Annotated in this window: 17 protein-coding genes and 1 pseudogene; 11 read left to right on the top strand and 7 right to left on the bottom strand. The window is 48.1% G+C overall.

Going from position 1 to position 26451, the window contains the following annotated elements:
• Positions 1–116 precede the first annotated feature (116 nt).
• Positions 117–2423, top strand: a complete 2307-nt coding sequence (locus ON05_RS16305; protein ID WP_010481433.1) for a PAS domain S-box protein — start codon at positions 117–119, stop codon at positions 2421–2423.
• Positions 2424–3153: 730 nt separating this feature from the next.
• The gene (locus ON05_RS16300; protein ID WP_262561874.1) at positions 3154–6420 is read left to right on the top strand and encodes an efflux RND transporter permease subunit; all 3267 of its coding nucleotides are present in this window, start codon (positions 3154–3156) and stop codon (positions 6418–6420) included.
• Between the two features lie 7 nt (positions 6421–6427).
• Here the strand turns inward: ON05_RS16300 and ON05_RS16295 are convergent, their stop codons facing one another.
• The 3 genes from ON05_RS16295 to ON05_RS16285 are packed head-to-tail and all read right to left on the bottom strand — an operon-like array spanning position 6428 to position 9666.
• Entirely contained in the window at positions 6428–6712 is a 285-nt protein-coding gene (locus ON05_RS16295) for a FeoC-like transcriptional regulator (RefSeq protein WP_010482030.1), read from the bottom strand.
• Between the two features lie 36 nt (positions 6713–6748).
• Positions 6749–9109 (bottom strand): Fe(2+) transporter permease subunit FeoB, encoded by a 2361-nt coding sequence (feoB, locus tag ON05_RS16290; protein WP_010482029.1) that lies wholly within the window; start codon positions 9107–9109, stop codon positions 6749–6751.
• Positions 9110–9111: 2 nt separating this feature from the next.
• Complete coding sequence (locus ON05_RS16285) at positions 9112–9666, bottom strand: FeoA family protein (RefSeq protein ID WP_010482026.1); 555 nt, start codon at positions 9664–9666, stop codon at positions 9112–9114.
• Positions 9667–10213: 547 nt separating this feature from the next.
• On the opposite strand from ON05_RS16285, the gene ON05_RS16280 reads away from it, so the two are divergent.
• A protein-coding gene (locus tag ON05_RS16280; RefSeq protein WP_076612124.1) for an ISKra4-like element ISAcas2 family transposase occupies positions 10214–11303 on the top strand; the annotation gives its coding sequence in 2 pieces (ribosomal slippage) (positions 10214–10377 and positions 10376–11303; 1092 coding nt in all).
• A gap of 64 nt (positions 11304–11367) precedes the next feature.
• Positions 11368–12212, top strand: a pseudogene (locus ON05_RS38565) (cation diffusion facilitator family transporter).
• A gap of 94 nt (positions 12213–12306) precedes the next feature.
• On the opposite strand, the gene ON05_RS16270 reads toward ON05_RS38565, so the two are convergent.
• The gene (locus ON05_RS16270; protein ID WP_262561872.1) at positions 12307–12717 is read right to left on the bottom strand and encodes a hypothetical protein; all 411 of its coding nucleotides are present in this window, start codon (positions 12715–12717) and stop codon (positions 12307–12309) included.
• Positions 12718–12999: 282 nt separating this feature from the next.
• Here ON05_RS16270 and ON05_RS16265 point away from each other — a divergent pair, with 282 nt between their 5' ends.
• On the top strand, positions 13000–14301 hold the full coding sequence (locus tag ON05_RS16265) for an FAD/NAD(P)-binding oxidoreductase (RefSeq protein WP_010481733.1): 1302 nt from the start codon (positions 13000–13002) through the stop codon (positions 14299–14301).
• A gap of 65 nt (positions 14302–14366) precedes the next feature.
• Here ON05_RS16265 and ON05_RS16260 read toward each other — a convergent pair whose 3' ends face one another.
• The gene (locus tag ON05_RS16260; RefSeq protein ID WP_010481732.1) at positions 14367–15059 is read right to left on the bottom strand and encodes a Crp/Fnr family transcriptional regulator; all 693 of its coding nucleotides are present in this window, start codon (positions 15057–15059) and stop codon (positions 14367–14369) included.
• A 298-nt stretch (positions 15060–15357) separates the two neighbouring features.
• Here ON05_RS16260 and ON05_RS16255 point away from each other — a divergent pair, with 298 nt between their 5' ends.
• The 6 genes from ON05_RS16255 (at position 15358) to ON05_RS16230 (ending at position 22349) form a co-directional block, all read left to right on the top strand.
• Complete coding sequence (locus tag ON05_RS16255; protein ID WP_010481731.1) at positions 15358–17652, top strand: nitric-oxide reductase large subunit; 2295 nt, start codon at positions 15358–15360, stop codon at positions 17650–17652.
• Between the two features lie 69 nt (positions 17653–17721).
• A complete protein-coding gene (locus ON05_RS16250) occupies positions 17722–18096 on the top strand; it encodes a group 1 truncated hemoglobin (protein ID WP_010481730.1) in 375 nt (124 codons plus the stop codon).
• Positions 18097–18185: 89 nt separating this feature from the next.
• A complete protein-coding gene (locus ON05_RS16245) occupies positions 18186–18866 on the top strand; it encodes an alternative oxidase (protein ID WP_010481729.1) in 681 nt (226 codons plus the stop codon).
• A 141-nt stretch (positions 18867–19007) separates the two neighbouring features.
• A protein-coding gene (locus ON05_RS16240; RefSeq protein ID WP_262562169.1) for an IS1 family transposase occupies positions 19008–19809 on the top strand; the annotation gives its coding sequence in 2 pieces (ribosomal slippage) (positions 19008–19322 and positions 19324–19809; 801 coding nt in all).
• 24 nt (positions 19810–19833) lie between these two features.
• On the top strand, positions 19834–20223 hold the full coding sequence (locus ON05_RS16235) for a DUF4351 domain-containing protein (protein ID WP_010478669.1): 390 nt from the start codon (positions 19834–19836) through the stop codon (positions 20221–20223).
• 830 nt (positions 20224–21053) lie between these two features.
• Positions 21054–22349 (top strand): DUF1835 domain-containing protein, encoded by a 1296-nt coding sequence (locus ON05_RS16230; RefSeq protein ID WP_010478665.1) that lies wholly within the window; start codon positions 21054–21056, stop codon positions 22347–22349.
• Between the two features lie 56 nt (positions 22350–22405).
• Here the strand turns inward: ON05_RS16230 and ON05_RS16225 are convergent, their stop codons facing one another.
• Both ON05_RS16225 and ON05_RS16220 read right to left on the bottom strand, forming a co-directional pair.
• On the bottom strand, positions 22406–23254 hold the full coding sequence (locus ON05_RS16225; RefSeq protein ID WP_010478663.1) for a DUF928 domain-containing protein: 849 nt from the start codon (positions 23252–23254) through the stop codon (positions 22406–22408).
• 41 nt (positions 23255–23295) lie between these two features.
• On the bottom strand, positions 23296–26427 hold the full coding sequence (locus tag ON05_RS16220) for a CHASE2 domain-containing protein (RefSeq protein WP_039781572.1): 3132 nt from the start codon (positions 26425–26427) through the stop codon (positions 23296–23298).
• Between the last annotated feature and the right edge of the window lie 24 nt (positions 26428–26451).

The following is a 26451-nucleotide window of genomic DNA, read 5'->3' as shown; positions in this document are numbered from 1 at the left end:
TATTGAGATATCAATTTCAGCTGCCTCAACCTCACAAAAGTTTGGAAAATCATAAGGCATAGGAATAGCTCAATGACTGTCCATTCGCATCTTTAGAGAAGGGCAAGGTTGAAGATATGACTGAAGACTTTGTAACCTCATCACCTCAGCATTCACAGTCCTGGCAGCAAGCCATTCTAGATAGTGCCGATTTCGTTATTGTCTCAACAGATATTAATGGGGTAATTCAAACCCTAAATGCAGGGGCATTAAAACAATTTGGCTATTCACCTGAGGAAATCATTGATAGAGTCACCCCAATCATCTTTCATGACCCAGTAGAAGTCGAGCAGCGAGCGCAAGTCCTCTCCCATGAGTTGGGCCGTGCCATTGAACCAGACATGGAGACCCTTATCGTCAAAGCACGAATGGGGATGGTTGATGAAAATGTCTGGACTTTGATTCGCAAAGATCAAAGTCGGTTCCCCGTTCGCTTATCTGTTACTGCACTCAGGAATGATTTAGGCCATTTAACAGGGTTTCTCGGGATTGGCAAAGATATTACTGCGCAACAAGCTGCTGAAGCCTCTCTAGTCGAAAGCGAAGCTCGATTCTCAGCCGCGTTTCAAAATGCTCCTATTGGCATGGCTTTAGTGTCTCCCAGTGGTCAGTGTCTGAGAGGAAATAATGCCCTAGCTCATTTACTCGGATATCCCAAAACCCAACTGATTGATCTCACCCTCACTGAGATGATCCATCCCAAGGATCGATCCATAGAAGAAACGAACCGACAACGACTTGTTGCAAGAGAGATTGGCAACTACTGCTTAGAGCTACGCTGTCTGCATCAGCAGGGGAATGAGGTATGGGTTTTGATGAATGTATCTCTGGTCAATGGCCAAGAGGTTTACCCTCCCTACTGCATTGTCCAAGTGCAAGATATTACCAAGCGCAAACAAGCAGAAGCACAACTCCAGCGCCTCAACACTAATCTGGAACAACTGGTTGAGGAACGGACTTGCCAACTCAGAGAAGCGATTGAAACAACTGAAATTGCCAATCAAGCCAAAAGCCGATTTATCGCCAATATGAGCCATGAGTTTCGCACTCCCCTCAACGGCATCATGGGCTTTAGTCAACTCTTGCTTCAAGATCGTCGCATTACGTCAGATCAGCAATCTAGTCTCAATGTCATCCATCGCAGTGGTGAGCACTTACTCTCGCTGGTCAACGAAGTCATTACCCTCTCCAAGATTGAAGCAGGAATGCTTGCCTATGAGTCCAAAGATGTAAATCTGCACCATCTTTGTGAGGGGGTGGAAGACTTATTATCCCTACAGGCTAGCTCCAAAGACATTCAGTTTCAAATTCATATCGCTCCTGACGTTCCTCAATACGTGAGAACAGATGCTAAAAAACTGCGGCAAATCTTGATTAACTTACTGGGTAATGCCCTGAAGTTTACGAAACGAGGCAGTGTCGTGTGTCAGGTGCAGTGGCAGCCCCCAGCACCGGAGCGCTCCTTCAATGAATTACATTTCATCATTCAAGATACAGGTCCAGGGATTCCTGGGCATTTACTGCCTCAACTCTTTGAACCCTTTGCTCAAGACCCTTTGAATCGTGAGACATTTGGTGGCATTGGCTTGGGGCTAACCATTTGCCAAAGATTTGTCCATCTGATGAAGGGGGACATTTCCATTGAGAGTGTTGAGGGTCAGGGAACAACCGTTAGTTTTTATATTCAAGTTGAAGTTGGCGAGCCTGTACTAGAACCTTCAACGTCCGAGGCAACCGTTGAGGGTCTTGCAGAGAATACTCCCCCCTATCGCGTCTTAGTCGTAGAAGATTATCCTGATAACCGCGAAATTTTGCTCATGATGCTTGAAGCAGTGGGGTTTGAGGTCAAAGAGGCAGAGAACGGCCAAGAGGCTGTGGACCTTAACCGAACATGGCAACCCCATTTAATTTGGATGGATTTACAACTGCCTTTATTAAATGGCCTGGAGGCTACTCAATTAATCAAATCCCAGGATCCAAATCCACCTGTCATCATTGCCATCACCGCCCAGGCGCTGGAATCTGACGAAGTGAAAGCGCTCAAAGCTGGGTGCGATGACTATCTTCGTAAACCCTATCAAGCCGCTCAAGTTTTTGAGAAAATGGCTCAGCATTTAGATATCACCTATCGTTATAAAATTTCCAATCCATCGCATGCTTCAGCAGATCCGATTTCTCTCTCGGCAGATGAGTTAGCCAACATGCCCCCTTCCTGGATACAGCTTCTGTATGATGCGGCCATTATGTTGGATGAAGATATGCTTGATCTCTTGCTTAGAGACATTCCTGATGACCAGCACTCCCTTAAATCTTCTTTGGAGTATCTAATGGCCACTTATCAATATGACGTCATTATGGAGAAGGCTCAAGCGGTTTTGAGATAGTTAACGACGTGCCAACCTTGGGTCAGGGACTACGCGGGTCAACAAAATCTAACAATGGGAAAATCTGTGAGCATTGCTGAGCTGTTCTGGGTGTCAGAATATAGAATGCACAGAATACCCAACACTGAGTGAACCCGAATATCCTAGCGGCCTGGTAAAACGTTGAGACTTTCCTCAATGTCCGTTTTAGACATAATTATGATGGATCTGCTTTTGGATATGGCACGAGATCCAGCCACAGCTCCAATGAAGATTGCTGTTTGGATGCTGACGACATCCACTTGCATCTGCAACCTACTTTTTGCAGGTGCAATAAACGCCAAATAAGGTCTTAAAAAGGGCTTGAATTACATTGAATAATCATCAAAATACTGATCAAAGCCAGAAAACGGGTTTTTTCGGTTTATCCGAATTTATCGTTATTGATAATTACAGTGAGTGAAATTTCAAGATCTGGTGGCTAACGAAGTATCAGCCTTTGAGATTTCATGCATTTGTCAGGCGTTGTCACGTTCTAGGATCACGCTGTCTGGTTTATTCCTAAAACGTTGAGCACCTGATTGCTCTGTAAATATTGAGCAGCTGATCATTGTCTTCAAGCCGACGGTGCTTTGAATTATCCTACCTGCAGCCAACTCGCTATCAGTCTGTGTGCATAACGCTCTTTACATAACTACATAGTTATATGGTTATATAATTTAATTAGACTGAATTGCAATTCCTCTTCGTTATGGCTAACTTCTCTGTTGTTGCTCTGTCTCCTAAATTGAGCCTTGTGGGTCGGATTACGGCTTACTTTATCAACTCTCAAGTGACGGTTTTGCTGATTGCGGCCCTTGTTCTGTTTGGGGTTGGGGCAGCCGTCTTCACCCCGCAAGAAGAAAATCCTCAAATTGTCGTTCCTGCGGCTGAGGTCATCCTGCCCTATCCGGGGGCACCTGCAGAAGTGGTCGAGAATATTGTCACTAACCCGATAGAGGCGAAGTTGCGAGAACTTACAGGAGTGGAACATCTCTATTCCGTCTCCCAAAACTCAGGGGCCAAAATTACCGTGCAGTATTTTGTGGGGGAAGACTGGGAAGATTCCCTCTTCAAACTGCAAAATCATCTCTACAATCATCAAGATTTACTGCCCCAAGGCGCGTCCTATCTTGTCAAACCCGTGATTATCGATGATGTTCCTATTGTGACCCTGACGTTGACAGGGAAAGGCTATACCGATAACCAGCTTCGTCGAGTGGGAGAGCGACTCCTCAATGATTTACGTAGTATTCCAGACACCGCCAATTTGACGATGGTGGGTGGGAAACCCCGTGCCATTCGGGTGGACTTGGACCCCGATAAACTGGCTAGTTATCGCCTCTCCCCTGCTCAGATTAGTCAGCAACTCCAGGTGGAGAATGTCCAACTGCCCACGGGGGATGTATCTGTTGGAGAAACCCGCCTATTTTTAGAGGGGGGCAATCTGTTTCAGTCTGCTGCAGATGTGGGGGAGATTATGGTGGGCTTTGGTACTGCCACAGCGCAGGGCCATCCCCGTCCTATCTACCTAAAGGATGTGGCGATGGTGGTGGATGATTTTGGCGATCGCACCACGGTATCGCGCATTCACTATCGACCAGATTGGGACATTGCCAATCCCTATCCAGACCCTAGCCGTCAGGCCCAAGGAGAATTTGTCACCCAACCTGCCATGACGATTGGCATTGCCAAGAAAAAAGGAACAAATGCGGTTGCCGTCGCCCAACAGATTTTTGACCGGGTGGATACCCTCCAATCCCAACTGCCTCCGGGGGTGCAAATTGCCGTCACTCGTAACGATGGTCAGACCGCTGCCAGAGCCGTCGGTGATCTCTACCAAAGTTTGCTGATGGCAATTGCCACTGTGGTCGGGCTGCTGGTGATGTTTTTGGGATGGCGAGAAGCAGCCATTGTTGCCTTTGTGATTCCCCTGACCTTAGCGGGGACGCTGGCGGTGGGCTGGATGGCGGGACAGACGATTAATCGCATTACTCTATTTGCCCTGATCTTGGCCTTAGGGACGTTGGTGGATGATGCGATCGCAGTCACCGAGAATATTCATCGCCACTTTGAATCCGTGCCGCCATCTGACCGACGACAGAAAACGGCTGCCGCCATCAGCGCTGTCAATGAACTCGGTACCCCAATCCTTTTATCGACGATCACCGTTATCTTGGCGTTCTTACCCATGCGGTTTGTAACCGGGATGATGGGACCGTATATGGGACCGATTCCCTTCAATGTGCCCGTGGCGATGCTGATTAGTACAACCCTGGCCCTGACGGTAACGCCTTTTCTGGCGCTGCGTTTGATTAAGCTGCAGCCTCACTCAGAGACATTGCCCAGTATCCAGCAGACCCGCATTTATCGCGGCTATCAGTGGGTAATGGCTCCCCTCCTCGACTCCGCCTCACGACGACGATTTGTCCTACTGGGGGTAACGGGATTACTCTTGGCAACGATGATCTTGCCCCTCACTCAGGCGGTGCGGTTTCGGATGCTACCGAAAGCGGATAAAGATACCTTTCTGGTGCAAGTGGATGCCCCCTTGGGCACGGAGTTGGCAACCACCAATCGCATCGTCGAAGATTTGGAGGCCGTCCTCCAACAAGAGACTGACATTACTCACTTCGAAACCTATGTGGGTACAGGGTCACCGATTGACTTCAATGGCATGTTGCGAGGGGCTACGGATCGCCAAGCGGAGCATTTTGCCGATATTCGGGTCCATCTCACGAATAAAGACGTTCGGTCTCGGCAATCGGAAGCCATTGTCTTTGCCCTGCGTCCCCAATTGGAGCAGGCGGCGACCCGCCATAATGCTCTAGTAAAACTTGTCGAAGATCCCCCCGGTCCCCCAGTCCGTTCGACGATGTTGGCGGAAGTGTATGGTCCTGACTATGGGCAACTGCGAGCCTTAGCCAAGCAAGTACGACAGGTCTTTGCCCAAACCGATACCGTGGTGGATATTGACGATTCAGTCAAAAATCAAATGCCCCAGATGCGGCTGGTCGTGGATCGAGAAAAAGCCCAGCGCGCAGGCTTGGCGACCCAAGACATTGCCCAAACGCTACGGGTTGCGATCGCAGGTGCCCGAGTGTCTACCCTCAAGGTTGCCGATGAACTGAGTCCCGTCGGCATCCAAGTCCGCTTTGCAGATGCTAATCGCCAGAGTATGGATGACCTGCGTCGGATTCAACTGCCCACTGCCAACGGCTCTTTAGTGTCCCTCTCAGAACTGGTTCAGTTTCAACCCACTACGGTCGATCAACCTATTTTTCATAAAGATCAGCGACCTGTGACCTACGTGATGGGGGAAATGGGCGATCGATCGTCTGTATATGCAGTTCTCGATCAGTTGATCTATTTTTGGCAGCATCCGTTACCCCAGGGCTATTCGATCCAATGGGATGGAGAATGGAAGCTTACCCTCGATGTGTTTCGAGATTTAGGCTTAGCCATGCTGGTGGCAGTCCTGCTGATTTATCTGATTCTCGTCGGTCAGTTTCGCAGCTTTAAGGTGCCCTTGATTATTCTGGGCAGCATTCCTCTCGCCTTAATTGGAATTTTGATTGGTTTTTCCCTCAATGGCGTCTACTTCAGTGCCACAGCCATGATTGGGGTGATTGCCTTAGCGGGAATTGTGGTTCGCAATGCCATCGTCTTGCTAGAGTTCGTGGGCGACAAATTACGGGAAGGGGCTGACTTGAAGCTGGCTATTCTCGAAGCCGGGGCAACCCGTTTCCGTCCCATCCTCCTCACCAGCGTCACCACGATGTTGGGTACCCTCTCCATCCTCGGTGATCCGGTTTGGTCGGGTCTGGCCTGGACACTGCTCAGTGGCATGTTAGCGTCATCCCTGTTGACTTTAGTGGTGATTCCACTCCTGTATTACGGTGAGTGTCGGAATCCTGATCAGTCTCACCGACCCATAACAGCAGAAGTTAAGCTGCTTTGTGAGCAAACATTGCCGTAGTGGAAGTCTAGATTTGATCTTGGCAGCAGGGAATAGAGCATCGGGACCCATGATGCGGTTCAGGTCGGTTTTGCTCATCTACCCATTCATAAAACGTCAGGGCATGACCATCACAAAAGGTACAGCCATGACATTTTGTAGGAACAGGGGCTTGCCGCACCCGCCCCTTACGAATCAGTTTATGGATCATCGCCTGTAGGGCTTGGCCTTCAATATGGAAATGTTGCTCCATCTCAGCCAAAGACACCAGATGACCGTTATGGATAAAGTCTTGAACGTCCTGCAAAATCATAACGGTCATCCTGCAATGTGTGATACGAGCTGGGCTTTAACGCCTACCTGCGGTTACTTTTGGTCTATTAGTGCTTTTGATTGGACTCATGGAGACGGTATTTCGCCGAGTACCGAAGCTTTTCAAAAGACCAATCACTGCAACCATCACCACTACTCCGCTTCCAATCCAAACAGTCGAGAATCCAGGATGCTGGGCGAATGTAGCCATTTGGTAAAACATGGTCGCCACCCAATAGGCCAATCCAGTCGTCCAAGCCGCGACCAAGGCTGTCCACCCTAAATTGGTTTCTCGGTAAACCGCTCCAGTTGCTGCGACACAAGGGAAATACATTAACACGAACAAGAGATAAGCAAAAGCCGCCGTTGAAGTACCAAACCGCTGAGCCATTTGACCAAAGGTACTCGTAGACAGTTCTTGTTCCTCAGCCACTGCACTCTGATCTTGGACATCGCCAATATTCAACCCCAATGGATCGAGCAATTGATTTCCCAAACTGACCATATTGATTGGAATGCTAACCAAGGCAGCTCGAATATTCTCACCCAAATTAAAGGGAGGATCTGCCTCGCTGGGTGTCGCTTCTTCAGCCAGTTGACCGTAGAGAGAATCTAACGATCCCACCATGGCTTCCTTGGCAAAGACACCTGTAAAAATGCCCACCGTTGCTGGCCAATTCTCCGCTTGAACGCCCATGGGAGCAAACACAGGCGTAATGGTTCGGCTGCTAGCTGACAATACCGAGTTTTGGCTATCTTGCTGACCAAAGGAGCCATCAGTGCCGACAGAATTTAAGAAGGCCAGAACCATCACCATCAGCACAATCATCTTTCCGGCCTTCAGCAAAAAGGTCTTGAGTCGGTCTCCAGCCCGTAGAAAAACCCCTTTGATTTTAGGAATATGGTACGGGGGTAATTCCATCACCAGCGGGGAGGTCTCCCCCTGCATAATCGTGTTTTTCATCACAAACCCGGTAAATACGGCGGCGGTAATCCCAATCAGATAGAGACCAAACACCAAATTCTGACCATTGCGGGGGAAAAAGGCCGCTGCAAACAGAGCATAAACGGGCAGTCTGGCCCCACAGGACATAAACGGATTCATCATGATCGTCATCAGGCGATCGCGGCGGTTTTCCAAAGTTCGAGTCGCCATAATTGCCGGTACATTACAGCCAAATCCCACCAGCATGGGAATAAACGATTTACCCGGCAAGCCGACAAATCGCATCAGCTTATCCATCACAAACGCGGCTCTAGCCATATAGCCTGAATCTTCCAGCAACGCCAGAATTAGAAATAGCAGGCCAATTTGGGGGATAAACGTCGCGACAGTTTGGATGCCACTCCCCGCTGCCGTGACGATACCTGTAAGCCAGCCCGGTGTACCGACGGACTCAAGCCAGGTTTGAGGCGCATCAACAAACAATGTCCCCACGGCAATATCGAAAAAGTCAATAAAGGCTCCACCCATATTGATGGCAATGAAAAACATCAAATACATCACCACCAAAAATAGGGGAATGCCAATCCAGCGATTGAGGACGACCTGATCAATCTGATCTGATTTGGAGTGGCTGACTTGATGGGTTTGTTGAACCGCCGCTTGCATCAGACTACGGATATAACCATAGCGGGTATCCGCCACCAAAATATCGATATCTTCATGCAACAACTGGTGAACTTGGCGGCGATGTTTGGCAATGATTTGCTCAATCTGCTGCCCCTGCAACTCTGGGGCCACCCGATTTTCATATTCCAGCAACTTCAAGGCAGTCCAGCGAGGCGCAATTTTGGAATTATGCCCCTGCTGCTGGACGATCGGCTCTAGCTGATGGATGGCATCCTCAATCACTGCAGGGTAAGTGACAAAGGTAGGATGATTTTTCGGATCATCAACATAGCTGTTAATAATATCTTTGATTTCGTGGATGCCCTCTCCTAGAAACGCACTCATGGTACTTACGGGGCAGCCCATACGTTGGGATAGCACCTGCGCATCAATGTCCAAGTCGTGATCTTGAGCAATGTCCATCATGTTTAGGGCAACCACCATGGGCAGTCCCATTTCCATGATTTGGGTGGTGAGGTAGAGATTTCGCTCCAAGTTAGAGGCATCGACAATATTCAAAATTAAATCGGCCTCGGTGGACAGTAGATAGTCGCGGGCAATCACTTCGTCTAAACCCGTACTGTCATCTTCGCCATCTAGGGAATACACTCCGGGCAAGTCCACCACCGTCGTTTTGGTGCCATTGTAGTGATAGTGTCCCGTTTTCTGATCAACGGTCACCCCTGGCCAATTACCCGTTCGCTGGTTTGTTCCCGTTAAATCGTTAAAAAGAGTGATTTTACCACAGTTTGGGTTGCCAATTAAGGCAATGGTCGGTGTTGACATGACTATTCCTGCACCTCTTGAACAAGCAATAAGGCGGCTTCCGCTTGACGAAGGCTAAGCCGAAACCCTCGAACTTTGATTTCTACGGGATCACCGAGGGGAGCAATATGGGTGACGGTAAATTCAGTGCCCGGGGTAAGGCCCATGGCCAATAGCTTTTTTTTATAGGCTCTAAGGTCTGGGGTATCCGTAGCGGCAAAACCTTTGACCTTGCCTGTTTGGTGAAGCTGGAAATCTTTAAGGGTTATGGGGGCGGTTTGTTCCATGTTGGCAGGGTCTCCCATGACGTTTTCTGGAGCTGTTAACGGCTGATCCGACACTAAAATTTGCTCAGCAATATTCTGATTTAGGCCAATGCGGGTTTCGCCAATGCGAACCACCAAATTTCCAGCGACCATCTGTAAGACTTCAATGGCAGTCCCAGGTGCTAACCCCATGCCGATTAGTTGATTCGTCTTGGCACTGTTTCGATAGCCCACAATCCACAGTTGTTGTGGCGGTTGCATATTTGCCAAGCTCTGACAAGAATCGGTGGGGCCATATAGATTAATCGTCACAACCAGAATTTCCTCAACAAGCGAATCAGAAACGGTCTGCTGACCATTCGTATCAGCAGAAAAAATATAATTTTGAAAAGATCAAAGAATTACTGCTGATCACAGCAGCAAGCTATGTGAAATTTGATAGCTATTTCTAACTAACTCACAAGCTGTATGGTGAAACGTTAGATTTACGGCTTATTCAATTAATAGAAATTATCAATAAGCTGCTTTTTTGTGTCTACCCCTTTAAGACTGATTTAACAAAGTTATTGCTCGTTAAGACCGTAGAAATGCTTTCACCACAATCAATTCATCTCGGAAAGGGAGTTTTTGGGGTTCTATAACAACAAATAATTTTTTTGATTTAAATCAAAAAATACTCGTTCTACTTAATTCCAAAGTTGCAGTAAGCCATATTGATGACTGATGATTGATCTCAATAGCAGTTCGTAAATAAAAGCAGCCTCAGTAGCTCCATGACCATCGATAATCGCCAAGGGGAGCGTGTCACTTCTTTGAGAGGAAAATGATAATTGATCTTAGATGATCCCTCTTATTGACTATGACACCAGAAGAAGAACAAGAATTCAATGCTTGCGTCACACGCATTTCAGAACTGCTGTATCAAGACTCCCAATCCCAGTCTCTGCCCATGAAGACTTTGGCAGAGATTGAATGCACCGTTCGGACTCAACTGCAAACTCATGTGTCGCCTCAAATGGGTCTTTTTTATCGACCAAGTTAGCCCGCCAGATGTCGGAGAATATCGACGGACCTTAAAAAGCATTCTGGGCAAACTCAACCTCACTCGGACCCAAGCAACAGCCCTCAAGGTCAAGCCCAACAGTCAGTTAAGCCCCTACTTAGAGATGTGCGCCCTGCGTATTAGTGCCAATGTTTCCTATGCCCATGCATCAGAGGATCTAGCAGTTTTAACGGGTATCACAGTCAGCTCCAAAACGCAGCAGCGTCTCGTTCATCGTCAAACCTTCAGTCCACCCTCTTTGACGCAAGGAGTCACTCAGCTCAGCTTAGATGGGGGCAATATTCGGTTGATTACTCCAAAAGGGGAACCCTGCCACTGGCGTGGTTATAAAGCAGTTCGCATCAATGGCGATAGGGTTGGCTTGGCCTACTATCAAGACCATACTTCCCTCTGCCTGGCGGTGAACCGCTTCAGATTTGCTGCAAGGGTTTACTGTCTTGGGGATGGTCATGTTGGGATTTGGAAGCTTTACCGACAGATGAGACTGCCAACTCAACAGGAGCAGATCCTAGACTGGTTCCACTTGATGGAGAATTTACATAAAGTCGGTGGGTCACTCAAACGGCTGCAGCAAGCTGAAACCTTTTTGTGGAGAGGGAAGATTGATGAGGCCATCGATTTGTTCTGTGGTTTGAGCAAACCTCAGGCTAAACGGTTCTGTCAGTATTTGCGAGACCACCGAGAGCGGATTCCCAACTATGGTTACTATCAAGCTGAGGGAATACCCATTGGCTCTGGTGCCGTTGAGTCGCTTGTTAAGCAAATTGACCGAAGGACAAAGATTTCAGGTGCGCAATGGCAAGAAAAACATATCCCCAAAGTCCTAGCTCATCGCTGTGCCTATCTCAATCGACAACTTGACTCTATTTTTCTCCTGAAAAAGTGACACGCTCCCTCGCCAAGATGTGCGCAATGTGCTCGTCACAGTCTTGTTTTTAAATGTGACGGTGATGTTAATTAAGGCTGGACTCGGATGCGGATGGTGGACTGGGTCCCTTAGCTTATTTGCCGGTGCCCTCCATAGCATTACAGATAGTGCCAATAATGTCCTGGGATTGACGATGAATTGATTGGCATCCCCCGAACCAGATCGAGAACATCCTTATGGACATCAGAAATTTGATGCTATCGGCGCTTTAGGTATTGCTGCATTTTTAGGAATTGCCTGCTTTGAAATTTTAGAAGGGGTGGTGGGGCACCTCTTCAACCATGAGTCTCCCGTGCAGATGTCTCCCCAAGTCTTAGAGCTATTGCTGGTGGTGTTGGGCATCAATATTGTGGTGGCGGTGTACGAACGCCGCGTGGGTGAGCGGGTTGGCAGCAGTATTCTGCTATCGGATGCGCAACAGACGATGAGCGATATTTGGGTAACCGCCATGGTCATGCTTGGCTTAGTCGGCGTGGGGTTTGGCTATCAGTGGGTTGATGTGTTGCTGGCCTTTCCCGTTTGTGTTTTGGTGTTTGCCAGTGGCTAGTCAGTATTGCAACGCAATTTGCTCTGGTTGGTAGATGAAATGGCCGAGCCATCCATGACGCCGTCATTAATGTGCCAGGGGTCCTCAACTGTCACGATATTGCTTCTCGGGGGTTGTTGGGACGACAAGCTTTTATCGAGATGCATCTGGTGGTTGACTCAGACAGTGTTGAAGTGGCCCATAACATCACGGAAGAGGTGGAAGCCATTCTGGAGCAAAAATATGCCCCTGTCCGGGCCACCATTCACATTGAGCCCCGGTCTTATTCCTCCGAACAAATTAGTTTTGGTGAAGTGCCTGCCACAGAACAAGGCGTCTAATCCGAAGAGTTTGGGGATTGACTTAAGGCTATAAGGCGATCGAAATCAGGCCATCAATATTGATCCCCCTCTGAGACAGCGTTGCGACACAGCCCTAGCTATCGATAATGAGTTTTAAGCCATGGACTGGGCAAACAGGAATTTCATCTTCCCGATTCTTGCGATACCAATCCTGGTTGCATTTTTCGACCGGACAGATATATCGAGGACTTTCAACGGAATTCTCGATTCCTGGAAGGGGATAATAAACTCTGAGAGCCTTGAGAATATCTTCAGCAGGATATTGTTCCTCCAGATATAACCTGATCCAATCCCGGGTCGATTCATGCTCTGATAAAAGCTGGGAAAGTTGAGTATGGCTTCCTTGTTTTAGTGAAGACTGGGACAGTAACCCTTCTAGCTGTCTCTCTAGTCGCTGAGCGTTTGGAGCATCAAGAAGTTTTGCTATATATGGCTGGATTGCTATAGCTGCTTTACGGATCTCATCAGGTGAATATTTCATCATTCGTTACTCCCGACAATTATTTGAATTGTTCAAATAGCCTCAACGCTAATGATACTGATCGAGAAGTGGAACCATTCTTCTATGGAAAAGTAGCAAGTGCAGAGATTACCAATCATCTCGTCTTTGGTGGTCTCTTACTAGGCCTAGCAATACATAGTAGAGAAATCCCTCAAAACTAGAGCCTGAGTAAAATTAGATTTTTTAAAAATTAATTAGCTCTCATAACTTGGGAAAATTTTTCCCAGATAATGCATGGGAGAACAATCCAAGAGACCTAATGTAATGACTGCAACTCAACCTGCTGCAGATACGACTGATCAACACTCCATATCTCATCAAATCGTCATTGTTGGGGGTGGATCTGCGGGAATTACCGTCGCAGCTCAGTTACTAAAGCAAATGCGGTCCCTCGATATTCTAATTATTGAGCCCTCTGAGCAGCATTATTATCAACCCGGATGGACGCTAGTTGGGGGTGGCTGTATTCCCTTTGAGGCCACCGTTCAACCTCAGCAAACACTTATTCCTCAGGATGCAACCTGGCTTCAAGATAAGGTCGTGCAGTTTGATCCTGATCAAAATTGCCTCCACACCCAAAATGGTACTCAGGTGACCTATGACTATCTAGTGGTTTGCCCTGGTATTCAGATCAATTGGAGTCAGATCAAAGGGCTCCAAGAGGCGCTAGGCAAAGGAGGAGTATGTAGTAACTATGCTATCGGTGGCGCAACTCACACCTGGGAAACGATTAAACAGTTCCAGGGCGGAAACGCCATTTTCACGTATCCTGAAACCCCCATCAAGTGTGCAGGGGCTCCCCAAAAAATTATGTATCTTGCTGATGAAGCCTTTGGGAAAAGCGGCGTTCGACAGCAAACCCAAATTAGCTATTGCACAGCAACCGGAAAAATCTTTGGCGTTGATGCGTTTGTTCCAGCGTTGATGCAGGTTGTAGAGCGTAAAGGCATTGATCTAAGAACTCAGCATAATTTGACTGAAATTCATCCAGATCAAAAAGTTGCCCTCTTTGAAGTTAGTAACGGCAACGAAACAGAAACGATCTCTTTGCCCTATGACATGATTCATGTGACGCCACCCATGAGTGCCCCTGATGTACTCAAGCACAGTCCACTTGCGGTGGAAGGACCGGGAGGCTGGGTTGATGTGGATAAATTCACAACCCAACATAATCGGTATCCAAATGTTTTTAGCCTAGGGGATGCATCCTCGTTGCCCACCTCTAAAACGGCAGCCGCTATTCGCAGAGAAGCCCCTGTGCTCGTGCAGAATTTGCTAGCCCATATGAATCAAACCCCATTGATGGGTCAATACAATGGCTATAGTTGTTGCCCCCTCATCACCGGATATGACAAAACGATTCTGGCAGAGTTTGATTATGAGGCTCAACCTTATCCCAGTTTCCCCCTGGACGCGACCAAAGAACGCACGAGTATGTGGTTATTAAAACGCTATGTCTTGCCCTGGGTTTACTGGAATCGGATGCTTAAAGGCGAAGAACATGAGGGTAATTTTATTCGCCGCCTTCTGCCCAATGCAGCTTTTGAGTTGAGCAAAAAAGCGTAAATACCTTCGGCTATTTCATCAGCGTAGATGAGTTTTGGTACCTTGCCTCCAAAAGTCTAAGGCATCTATTCGGAGGATTCTGGGGATTGACTTAAAGCTGTGAGGCGATCGCGATCCAGTATTGTCACTTTGGGGCCTGCGATCGCAATCATGCCATCACTACCGAGTTGATAAAACGCCCGAGACAGGGTTGCTGGAATAGTTCCCAGCCTTGCTGCCAGTTGGCTTTTGGTTAAGTCCAGATAGACCGTATCGCTGGCCGTATCACCCAAACTTAACAGGTAGGTTGCCAAACGCTGCGGCACACTTTTAAATGACAATTGCTCAACCAGTTGGGCCAGATGGCGCAGGTGGCTAGAGAGGCTAATCAACATTTGCACCGCCACATCGGGGTTGTGGTGGAGAAACTCCAGAAACGGGTAGCGCGGGAAAAAAATTAGGTCGGCAGGTTCCAGGGCTGCAGCAGAAGCCGGAAAGGCTTGGCCATCTAAAGCAGGGACATCTGCAAAGTTATCACCCTCGGTAAAAATATTGAGGATCTGTTCTTTGCCATTGGCAGACATCTGAAAGACTTTGACTCGCCCCGACTTCACCACATAAAATCCCGTCGCCTCTTGGTCTTGGCGGAAGATTTGCTCACTCTTTTTAAAGGATTGAATTTGAGCAATTTGGGTCAGGGCCTGGCGTTGTTCTGCGGATAAGCCGCGAAAAATCACGGTTGTCTCCAACCAATCTGCCACGTTAGCGGTGTCTATCATCAACCTATACTCTGCCAGGAATCCAAAAAATATGAAGACTACGATCTATTAGCAACCTCCACACCACATTAGCCCCTGGCTTAGACGCTGCAACTTTTAATAGCCAGGACTTAGATTTAAGCATCTTTTAATTGGCCGCTTGACTTAAGTCAAAGAATGAATCGAGTCGAGTCTCCTACAGTGGGAGGCATCTCCTCCAGAACAGCTCAGTATTGGACGAACCTAGCTCTTAGGGTTCGACTCCTCTCCACTCAAAAGATGGGCTGTTAGGAGCAAAACTATTTTGGGGATAGCAACGATGGCCAACCCAGCTTTAGATACCACTGTAGCGACGAACTTGCGATCGCGTCGCCCCTCTATGGGCTTACCCGCATGGTTAGCTCTGATTTGTATCGTCACCTTTACCGTTCTACTCACGGCGGGGGCAGCCATTTATAAAAATGCACCGCCTATTCCTGCCAGAATCGTTTCGCCTCAACAGGAAACGATCCTCACCCAGGCCGATATTCAAGCGGGCCAAGAAACCTACCTCGCCCGAGGCGGCCAGCATATTGGCAGTATTTGGGGACATGGCAGCTATCTAGCCCCAGACTGGACCGCAGATGTCCTCCATCGCTGGGGACTAGCCACTGCGGGCGTCCTGTATGACGGTGATTCTGACTTCAGTCAAGCGGATTTCGAGCAATTATCAGATATCGACCGCGCCACCCTGAGCGTCCAAGTCCAGCAGGATTTTAAGGCTAATCGTTACGATGCCAACTCGGACACCCTGGCCCTCACCTCGGCCCAAACCCAAGGGCTACAACAGGTTTTTGAAGACTATCAAACCCTGCTTTCCCAAGGATCTTCGATTCATTCCATTCCCAGTGGCTGGTTCACTGATAAGGGACAAATTCGCTCGGTTACGGCCTTTTTTAGCTGGACAGCCTGGGCGGCCTCGGCCAACCGTCCCAATGCGCCCTTCTCTTACACCGCTAACTTTCCCCACGATGATCTGATTGGCAATCAAGCCCCAGGGCAATTTCTGATCTGGTCGATCGTGTCAGTGGTGGTCTTAATTGCAGCCATTGCTTTTTTCTTGTTCGTCTACATTACCCAAGAAGATGCAGAAGACGTGCAGCCCGTCACTACCTGCCCCGCCATCCGCCTCGCCACCCCCAGCCAGAAAGTCACAACCCTCTTTTTTGGCGTGGCGATGATCCTTTGTTTGGTTCAAATCCTGATGGGCATGGTGACGGCTCACTATGCTGTCGAGGGAGAGGGGTTCTATGGCATTCCCATTCAGCAATATCTGCCCTACGCTGCCTCCCGCACCTGGCACTTGCAGCTTGCTGTCTTTTGGATTGCCACCTGCTGGCTGGCTGCAGGGCTGTACTTTGGCCCTCGCTTTGGTAAGCATGAACCCAAGTTTCAAGCCTGGGGCAATGGCGGACTATTGGCCGCCCTCACCGTGGTGGTTGTTGGTTCCTTGTTGGGTACTTGGGCTGGCGTCCAGGGCTGGCTAGGAGACAAAAGTTTCTGGTTCGGTCACCAAGGCTATGAGTATGTAGAGCTGGGTCGGCTCTGGCAATTACTGTTAATTGGCGGCATGGTGTTTTGGCTATGGCTAATGTTCCGAGCCCTGAAACCCGCCCTCAAAGCAGAAGGCAACAAAACGGGACTCAATCATTTCTTTCTCTATAGCGCCATCACTATTCCCCTGTTCTATGCATCCGGCCTCATGTATTCCAACCATACGCCCCTGAGTATTGCCGAATATTGGCGCTGGTGGGTGGTTCACCTTTGGGTTGAGGGATTCTTTGAAGTGTTTGCAACAGTGGCCATCGCCTACCTCTGTAGCGAACTGGGCTTTTTGAAACGATCGACTGCTCTGAGAGCCACCTATTTAACCACGATTCTCTATCTAGGGAGCGGTGTGATTGGCACCCTTCACCATCTCTACTTTGCGGGCACCCCGGTCTTTATTACGGCCATGGGGTCCGTAGCTTCGGCTCTAGAGGTGGTTCCCCTTACCTTAATCGGGTTTGAAGTCGTTAAGTCCCTGAAGCTCTCGAAAGAGGCCCAAGGGTTTTATCGGCTGCCCCTCAAGTTTTTTATCGCTACTTGTTTCTGGAATCTAGTGGGAGCGGGTGTGTTTGGATTTCTGATCAATCCGCCAATTGTTCTCTATTATTCCCAAGGACTAAACACCACCCCTATTCATGCCCACTCTGCCCTGTATGGGGTGTATGGTTCTCTAGCGATTGCCCTAATGCTATTTGCCCTGCGAGAAATCACGCCAGATCATGCCTGGGATGAGAAAAACTTCAACTTCTCTTTCTGGTGGATTAACGGAGGACTAGGGATCATGATGGTCTTTGGCTTGATTCCCAATGGCTTCTATCAACTGGTACAGTCCATCAATCATGGCACTTGGTATGCCCGCAGCGCAGAGGTAATCAACTCCCCCTGGATGCACTGGACTGTCTGGCTGAGAATTCCTGGCGATATGGTCTTTGCGGTGGGTGCTTTGGTACTGGTGATGAGCGTTGGCCGAGCTGTGATTGCCATTTGGCAACAGCCCACTCAAACACAACCTTTAAGAGATCCCTAGAAACCTGAAGAACTCCACCCAATAAACACGAGTTGAATCACACTTAAACTCAATCGAAGCAGGAGCAATATGCCAACTTTATTTGACAAACTTGGTGGTTCAGCCGCCGTTGACTTAGCAGTGGACAAGTTTTATGAGCGCGTCTTACAAGATGAGCGCATCAATCACTTTTTTGCTAACACCGATATGGTGAGACAGCGAGCACATCAAAAAGCCTTTCTGACCTACGCTTTTGGCGGCACCGATAAATATGATGGTCGCCATATGCGAGCAGCCCATAAAGAGCTAGTAGAGAAACAAGGCTTAAAGGGAGAGCATTTTGACGCCGTAGCGGAGAATCTCATGGTAACTCTTAAAGACATGGGAGTTCCTGAGGAGCTGATGGCAGAAGTCGCAGCGGTAGCAGCAGCCCCTCAACATCAAAAAGATGTCTTGAACCAGTAAAAATCAATGTGCAATGCCCATTCGGCTCATTCTGAAGTATTGCAATGGTCTAAATCTAGGAATCATCTACCGTACCAGGAGAACAACCAATGACTCGTGTTTTAGTTGGCATTTTGGTGTTTGTCATCAATAAGATCTATGCCAATCGTCCCTATCCCCGGTTTTACGTACTTGAAACTGTTGCCCGTGTCCCCTACTTTTCCTATCTATCCGTTCTCCACTTGTACGAAACGCTAGGCCTCTGGCGTAAGGCGGACTGGCTCAAAATTCACTTTGCCGAATCTTGGAATGAGCTTCATCACCTCCTGATTATGGAATCTCTAGGGGGTGCCGAATTTTGGGGTGATCGCCTCTTGGCCAAAACCACCGCCTTGATTTACTACTGGGTGATTGCGGCGTTATACGTAGTTTCTCCCCGCTCGGCCTACCATTTTATGGAGCTAGTGGAAGAGCATGCCTATGCCTCCTACGACAAGTTCTTGCAGGCAGAAGCTGAACACCTCAAAACCCTACCAGCCCCAGACATCGCGATTCAGTATTACCGAGATGGTGATCTCTACATGTTTGATGAATTCCAAACTGCACATCAAGCAGCAGAACGCCGTCCTCAGGTTGATACACTATATGACGTATTTGTGGCCATCCGCGATGATGAGATGGAACATGTCAAAACAATGGTGGCCTGCCAGCAACCTGAAGCCCAGCAAGCCCTTCTCAGTCCACATACTCCCCCCGCATTGACCACTGAAGATGCTCCCGTAGTGTCCTAAGTTTGTTCTTGCTGAAAATCTTGAGTTCCCTCATCTCTTTTTTTGAGCGGTGTGGGATATCGATTATAAACAGTGGACATAGCTCAATTTGGTCGTGCATCAAAAAAGTGTGGGTTTGTTAAACCTATAGGGAGTTGAGTTATCCTATCTTCTGACGGTAAAACCAGTAAAGGCAGCCAACGTTACCGTTGCCCCCACTGTCACCAAACCTTCAGTGAGACCTTTGATACCCTTTATTATCGCCGTCAGATTTCTTCTGAAACCATCCAGACCATCCTTCAATCTCATGCTGAAGGCAGTAACCTCAGAGGCCTATCCCGCATCACAGGTGTGGCTTACAACCCTTGTGTGAGTGTGATTCGTTCAGCGAGCCATAAAGCCCAAATGATTCACAACCAAGACGTTCAGGCCGTTTCGACTGACGTCATCAATGCAGATGAGTTGTGGTCCTTTGTCAAAAAAGCAAAAGCCCTGTGACCCGGAAGAGTTGAGCGTCGGTGATTGCTGGATAGCGTTGAGTCTCGCCAAAGACAGTGGCTTGGTGCTCAGTGGCCGTATTGGCAAACATACCGACGAACTCGCTCAAGAATTAATTGAGAATACCGAAGGCAAAACTGCCTGTCACCATTGGCAAACCGATGGCTGGGAAGGGTATTCACGACAATTAGCCGATGAGGTGATCCATCAAGTGAGTAAAGCTCTGACACAGCGCTTAGAGCGGACCAATGGCATACTACGCCAACAGACCGGGCGCTGGCATCGGCGGCAGAATAAATTTGGTAAAGTCTGGCAACAGAGTGCAGTGACGTTAAGACTGATACTGACCTATTTCAACTGGATCTGGTGCCACTCTCGATTCAAGAATACAGCTGCCCAACGTGCTGGGCTGACAGAGCATGCGTGGGAATGGCGAGACTTAGCCACCTATCCCACACTTTGTTGACGCACAATCATTCAGCTAATTGGTATGAAAAACACAATTGCACCAGAACGAGGAAGACAGTTTATCGATCGGGTCCGCACAGAGATCACGGATGCGAGGACCCAAGAGAAGTTCCTACAATTAGTAAAGACCGTTTTTATTTATAAGTCTCCAGAGTTAACGAGACGGGAGATGGAAATGATGCTGGGCCTCAGCGAACTCAAACAAACCAAGGTCTACCAAGAAGCGTTACAGGAAGGGGAAGCCTCGATCCTGTTAAGACTATTAGCTCGTAAGCTTGGGCCTATTTCCCCTGAGATTGAGGCCCAGATCCAGGATCTCTCTAGTGATCAGCTTGAAACACTAGCAGATGCCTGTTTAGATTTCTCCAGCACTGCGGATCTGACGACATGGCTGCAAGAACATACCAGCTGACAACATCACAATGTCACAAATATTGATGTATCGAGTAATGGTCTTGCACTACAGGGGTTTATCGACTGCAAAAAATTAAGGACATTTTTAAGGACACTTTGAGATTCTGATTTTGAAACTGTTGTCTGAAAAGAGTTTGGATCTGAAGAGCAAGAGCCTGCAAAGCCTTTATCCCTAGTTCGAATCTGGGTGCCGCCTTGAATCAAGAAACAAAGTATAAGAGTGTTCTCCGCTGTATTGGCAGAGACGCCATTTTGTATAGCGTCTTTCGCCAAGGATGGTTGAGTGGCTGATCAGACGGAGGTGCTGAGGTATTGTCAACCGTTCAAGCAATTTTAAGCATAGTGAATCCTTGAAATTTTGGATGTGTAGGTGAATGTTGTATTGGTTGTTTACCTTAATTGAGTAGTTATAGTTTTCTTTTTTGTAGACAATGTTTTCCATATTTCCTATAGAAAACATTGTCTTTTAGGTTGAAAAACCATGTGGAAGTTCGCCTGATTGGTTGATAATTTAAGTACTCAAATTGGTTGTTCTCAGTATCGCCTAAATATTTCCATAACTCATACCTCATAATCTTTATGAGAAGAGCAAATATTTGCTTTTTTCCGAAAAATGATGCATCTAAGATATTTTCGGGCATCGGATTAACGCTAGTTTCTTACTATGGCTCAACATAAAAAAATCTTGTGCAAATAAAAATATTGCTGGTATATTTACTCAATAGAGTGTTGTGAGCACCACCACGTTCGCGGAAAGGGCTGCGCCCATCATTAGTTACGCTAAAAACCTTTTCCTGAGGAGCGAACGCAGGTGATTTTCTGAGCTGCATGTTCCAACACCCTGATTCAAAAAATGATGGCCGCTTAAATCTTGAGCAACAACGCAAGCGCGCTAAAGATATTTTGAAAAAGGCAAAAGCTGGGGATCCTGTATCCATTGATCGCTTTCAGAAATATCATCCGGACTGTCAACCTGGACAGGTCATGTTTATGAGTCTGCTGCAATTAGCAGATGCGCAGTTGGTCATTGCTCGAGAAAATCAGTTTTCCAGCTGGTCGCAAATGAAAGCTCACATTGACCAAATGGAATTGATTCGGTCTCAACTGAAAGCCCAGCAACTCCCGCCACCAGATGCCGATTGTTCCACGCTGCATATCCGCTGTGGTTCTGATCTGGAACAGCGTCTACAACAAGCCGGGTTTGTGGGGGATTATTTAGCGTTTACTGATCCGTTTTGCCAAGGGCCGGTGCAGTCGCTGACCCATCGGTCAGAGTACATTCAACGACGGGCTGAGTTTATGGCCACAGCCTATGAAATGGAACTAGAGGTCATCCACGATCGCCTTCGTGACGAATACCATCAGCTGCAAGCCAGCCACTGCTACCCTCGAATTCTGTTGTGGTTTGAGGCCGATAGTTATGACCAGCTTAGCCTATCCTACCTATTACATTATTTTAGGTATGAATTAGGGGATTCCCAAAAACTAGACTTGATCTGCATTGATTCCTTTCCGGGTTTTCGAGGTTTTCGAGGTTTGGGGCAGTTGCCCTTGGAAGCCTTGCCGCTGCTTTGGTCCCAACGTCAGCCTGTGACTGCTGAGCAGATGCACTTATGCGATCGCACCTGGCAAGCCTTGACGGCTCCCTCTCCAGAAGATCTGTGGTCCATCGCCACGGAGGATACCTCTCAATTACCTGCTCTTGGCCCTGCACTCCTACGTCACTTACAAGAGCTCCCTTGGGCGGAAGATGGTCTTAGCCTAACGGAGCGTCTGACATTGACGATTTTGGCTGAAGGGCCATGCTTGGGTCAGGATCTGTTTCAGACGCTAGTCAATGAGCGAGAGCCACTCCCCTATTTGGGAGACACCATGTATTGGTTTGTGTTGCAACAGCTCCTGAATGGCCCGCATCCACTGCTTACCGTTCAGCCAGAAACCATGGCGTTACCGTGGTCGCAACGCCACTTCGACATTACACCTCTCGGGCTAGCGCTCCTTGCTCAAACGCAACATTGGCGATCGCTACAAACTTGCGATCGCTGGTTAGGCGGCGTATTAATTCGGCCCGATCAGCCCTGCTGGCAATGGAATCAAACCACTCAAACGCTTTCTTATGCCTAGCCATTGATAAAATGGCCATCTTGAAACCACGCCCCAGCTAGACATACAGCCGTAGATTACTTGAGCGATAAGTGGGGGTCTGGGGTACAGCAAGACAGCATGGGTTCCGTGGCCAGCTCTTTAAGATTAATGTCGTCTAATAAACTGTTCCATCTTGAGAGAATGGTTAGATCTTGAGGGGCATCCTGTTTTAAATCAACGAGCATCGCAATCGCATCAAACCATAACCCCTCTTTTAAAGAGATTTCCAATCGCTTCAAGGGAGAGGCGGTTTTCAGTTCTTGCTGGCGTTGGCTGTCCATCTGCTTACGGTAAATTCTGCCGTGAACATAATTGGTCTCGTTTGGTCCAAATTTTGTCAACAGCGTCCAGGTATATCGCTTGCCGACCTGTAAAGGATCTCGATTCTCAGGAATAGGAATACGAATGATACCGCCTTCCGTTAACGGTAAGACAAAACTGGTTTTGTGGACGTATTTATCATCCTCATCTTGCAAAACGAATTCAATGTTTAGGCGTGTGGTTTTGGGTTGCTCGGGGGTTCTGAACTTCGATAAATAGAACAGAAATTCTGGATGATCCGCTCCAGTCAGGCCCCATATCTGTTTTTCAGCATCAACTTCAGGGACTAGAGCGGTTAAACGAGACGTTGCACATTGTTTGTTCGCAGCTTCTTCTACCGTTTTACATAGCGTGTAAATTTTATCGCCACGGCTACTTCCACCTTCACGCCGACCTGTTGGCGCTCCAGGATCGCTGGGGGGAGTTGGCATGGAAAAGGTCATAGGGTTGTGCTGATGCATAGCTATGACATGAGGGGTGCGCCCAGAAAGTCCTGCACTTGCCACAGTAACAACCGCTAGGGTGAGCAGCATTGATCGAGAAAAAGGTTGGTCAGTCAGCATAAACGAAATCTCCTTTACTGGGGATGAGGATTTTGAGGATTTTAAGAAGCTTTATGATCAGGGTCAATTTGTTGCGTACGCACTAAGAGCACCGCAAGCGTCGTGATGATAAAAGCCATTAGAGCTGGAATGAACGGCATCCAGATGGCCTGGACGATGCCCCATAAACAGAGGCTGAACAATCCACCCACTAGAACCGCGCTGACCATACCAGCACGAGTGGTGAATTTGAAGACAATGGCGACGATGCCGCCCATCATTGCCCAACCCCATATCCACAGGCCATCCGCCCATTGAGGCCATATTTTGAAGCAAGAGCGTTGATCTTCAACGGCACTCATGATTTGGCTAGCCATATGGGCCTGGACAAAGACACCGGCAACTTTCTGCGTGGGGCCGGCACCATAGGGCGTGGACCAAAAATCTCCAGAACCACTAGATTGGACCCCTACTAAAACAACCTTGTCCTTAATAGCATTGGCATTAACTTGACCTGTTAGAACTTGCTCCAAAGTTACCGTTTTGGCGATGTCGGTCGGTTTCTGCAATGCTCGATAATTCAGCAGTAATTGCAAGCCCTTCATGCGGTCATCATTAATCCCTTGATAGCCGCCATGGGGTTGTAGTTGTTTAAAGATTGTGGTTCGAGTCGCGTCAGTGCCTGGTTGAGCCGTTTGAACCTGCAATTGCAAAGGTTGACCATTGGGTTCCGCAAACTTTAATGAAAACGCCTGTTTTGACTGCTGTTCCAAGTAGTGAAAGGCTAATAAAGCCCCGAAGGAAAAAGACGCTCGACAGGGAGAAGCGGGCTCATGGTTCATATGAAGAATATGTCGACGTAACACCCCATCTCCATCTTCGATAAAATCTGTAAAGCCGATGCGATTAGGTGCTTTAACTTCAGATGGAGGGGCGATGCCGACTGGATCGCTATCACCGGATGAGTCACTCCCTTTACAAGGAACCACTAAGCGCTCATTGTCTTTGAGTTGGGTCGTTAGCTTGGGGTAGTTAGGATCAACGGCAAAATCTCGGTAAATGTCTAGGCCAATGGCTTTTGGCTTGGCCTCGTCTAATTTGGTGAGAAGTTGCGTCAGAGTTGGATCGTTTAAAGAACTGCGCCGGGCCTGATCTCCTTGGACCTGAATATCTTTATCCGTGACCAATACAATTAGGAGCCTGGGATCTGGTCCTTCGTTAGGTCTAAGGCGTAGTAACTGATCAAACGCCCAAAACTCCATGGGTTGTAACAAGCCTAGTCCTCGCATACCTAACATGGCTGCCGTCAAACACAGACTGGTGGGCAAAACGGACCATAGAGGACGGCGACAAAAACGATGAACTTTAGAAAACAGAGAGACTTTTTCAGGAGGCGGTTCTGCATCGTTTGGCGGTATAGCAATGGGCTCAGAGAGTGTTTTGTTCGCAGGCTGCTGATCTGTATTGAGAGCGTTAGAGACTGTGGATGGTTTACTCCCCCGCAGTGGGCGCGGTTGCCGATTATCCCAAAGAATTTCGAAAATAGGGACAGAGCCGATGCCTTTGAGGGGGCAATGGTCATGGTCATATACGGTAATATCTGTTAGACCAGCATTGCGCAGTAACACCGCTGAGACTTCTGATAGTAAGATTTGTCCACCTTCAGCTAGGTCAGAAATGCGATAGGCATAGTCGACTTCTTGACCAATATAGTCATGATCTTCAGCATTCAATAAGGGGCTGCCTGTATGCATGCCAATCCTGACCTGCAAGGGGCCAAACGGTGTCTCAATGGGATCTTGTTCATGGTGCTGTTGCAGGGCAATGGACCACTGCGCAGCCTGCATGGCTCCTGGAAAGCTCATCAAAAAGCCATCCCCTTCGGTTTTAACCAGACGACCGCCAAAGGTTTTTAAACTATCAGTGACGCGTTGGCGGTGAGGTTGGAGGATTGTGTCGTAGTACTGTTGGTTCCGAGTGGTGACATCCAGGCCAGGCATCGCCTGTTTAATGGCAGTAGAGCTGACTAGATCAGTGAAGACAATGGTGACAATTTGAGCCGCCGCATCATTATCATGGCGCCATAAAGAATAGTCGTCCCCACCGTTTTGATGGAGCTGTTGCCATGTTGGAGGCGGTTCGGCTGGATTTTGGCAAATAATCGGCAACCATGTGGCACAGGGAAAATGAGGCTCTAGGTCATGGAGTCGTTCCCGGGCTTCGCGGACGGCTAAATGAAAGGGTTTGCCCTTAGAAAAAGCAGTTAAGAAGTACTTGAGAAAATACTGAGCCACTTGGTCAGGCACAGGCTCGCGCATGACCACCATGGCTGGCAAATGGAGATCGGCCAGGTGATGGGCGAGCCCTAAACCATCACAAGAATTGAAAATGGCAAGCTGTAACCCTTTGCTAATGGCTTGCTGCAAAGAATACTTCAGTTGTTTGATGTTTAGTGTTTCATGGGCATTGAGGCAAATATGGCCCGTGTCACAGGGATTGGAACTATGGCTGTGGCCTGCAAAAAATAAAATATCCCAGTTTTGGTCCCAGAGCTGATCTGTGAGTTCTTGCCGCTGTGGTTCTACGAGAAAAGTCACATTTGCGTGAGGAAGCTGATTGAGTAACCTTTGATCTGCTTGAGTATTGATACCGTGGCTACTTCCCAAAATGGCAAGAATCTTGATGCCAGCAGTAGAGCTGGATTGGCGTTGAATGCCTTCATAGGTGGGAGCGCTCAAGACCAGTTCTGCAAAAGGGTAGCGATTTAAAAGTTCCCACTGGTGCCAAGGTAAGCGCTGGAGCTGCGGATTATCCGTTTGCAGAATAATGCGAATGTGATCTTGGAGAGACAGTTGCTCTAGCCATTTATCGCGGACGGGGCGAAAGGTGTCTGCTAGAAGCCATTGGTCCAATGCATGATGAAGGGTTTGGGCGGCCTGTTCGCAGTTGACTTGGAGTTCTTGCCAGTCGATGTTGGTTAATTGTTCTGTGGGAGCATCTAAGCGGGTGGTTAATCCCAAGTTGAGATAAGCGGTTTGCCACCCTTGATAATATTCGGGAATATTAGGATTGGGAGGAAGAGAACCGATAATTTCAGTAGAGGGTCTGTCGTTTTCTTGGCCAACTTGAAGGGTCACAGGGAAACCCTGTGTAAAGCTACCTTCTCCCATGCGCAATACAACTAATTTATCCACGGCTTGTTCTCTTTATAGAGGCAT

Origin of the sequence: Acaryochloris sp. CCMEE 5410, from assembly GCF_000238775.2 — a bacterium.
Classification (GTDB): domain Bacteria; phylum Cyanobacteriota; class Cyanobacteriia; order Thermosynechococcales; family Thermosynechococcaceae; genus Acaryochloris.
Note: the sequence above shows the minus strand (reverse complement) of the source record. Positions and strands in the feature narration are given on the sequence as shown.

Excerpts from the sequence above, each read along its gene's own strand:
- ON05_RS16265 (WP_010481733.1), top strand. The coding sequence starts at position 13,000 with ATGACTGCAACTCAACCTGCTGCAGATACGACTGATCAACACTCCATA.
- ON05_RS16255 (WP_010481731.1), top strand. The coding sequence starts at position 15,358 with ATGGCCAACCCAGCTTTAGATACCACTGTAGCGACGAACTTGCGATCG.
- ON05_RS16300 (WP_262561874.1), top strand. The coding sequence starts at position 3,154 with ATGGCTAACTTCTCTGTTGTTGCTCTGTCTCCTAAATTGAGCCTTGTG.
- ON05_RS16305 (WP_010481433.1), top strand. The coding sequence starts at position 117 with ATGACTGAAGACTTTGTAACCTCATCACCTCAGCATTCACAGTCCTGG.
- ON05_RS16225 (WP_010478663.1), bottom strand. The coding sequence starts at position 23,254 with ATGCTGACTGACCAACCTTTTTCTCGATCAATGCTGCTCACCCTAGCG.
- ON05_RS16270 (WP_262561872.1), bottom strand. The coding sequence starts at position 12,717 with ATGATGAAATATTCACCTGATGAGATCCGTAAAGCAGCTATAGCAATC.
- ON05_RS16250 (WP_010481730.1), top strand. The coding sequence starts at position 17,722 with ATGCCAACTTTATTTGACAAACTTGGTGGTTCAGCCGCCGTTGACTTA.
- ON05_RS16295 (WP_010482030.1), bottom strand. The coding sequence starts at position 6,712 with ATGATTTTGCAGGACGTTCAAGACTTTATCCATAACGGTCATCTGGTG.
- feoB (WP_010482029.1), bottom strand. The coding sequence starts at position 9,109 with ATGTCAACACCGACCATTGCCTTAATTGGCAACCCAAACTGTGGTAAA.
- ON05_RS16230 (WP_010478665.1), top strand. The coding sequence starts at position 21,054 with ATGTTCCAACACCCTGATTCAAAAAATGATGGCCGCTTAAATCTTGAG.
- ON05_RS16235 (WP_010478669.1), top strand. The coding sequence starts at position 19,834 with ATGAAAAACACAATTGCACCAGAACGAGGAAGACAGTTTATCGATCGG.
- ON05_RS16260 (WP_010481732.1), bottom strand. The coding sequence starts at position 15,059 with ATGATAGACACCGCTAACGTGGCAGATTGGTTGGAGACAACCGTGATT.
- ON05_RS16245 (WP_010481729.1), top strand. The coding sequence starts at position 18,186 with ATGACTCGTGTTTTAGTTGGCATTTTGGTGTTTGTCATCAATAAGATC.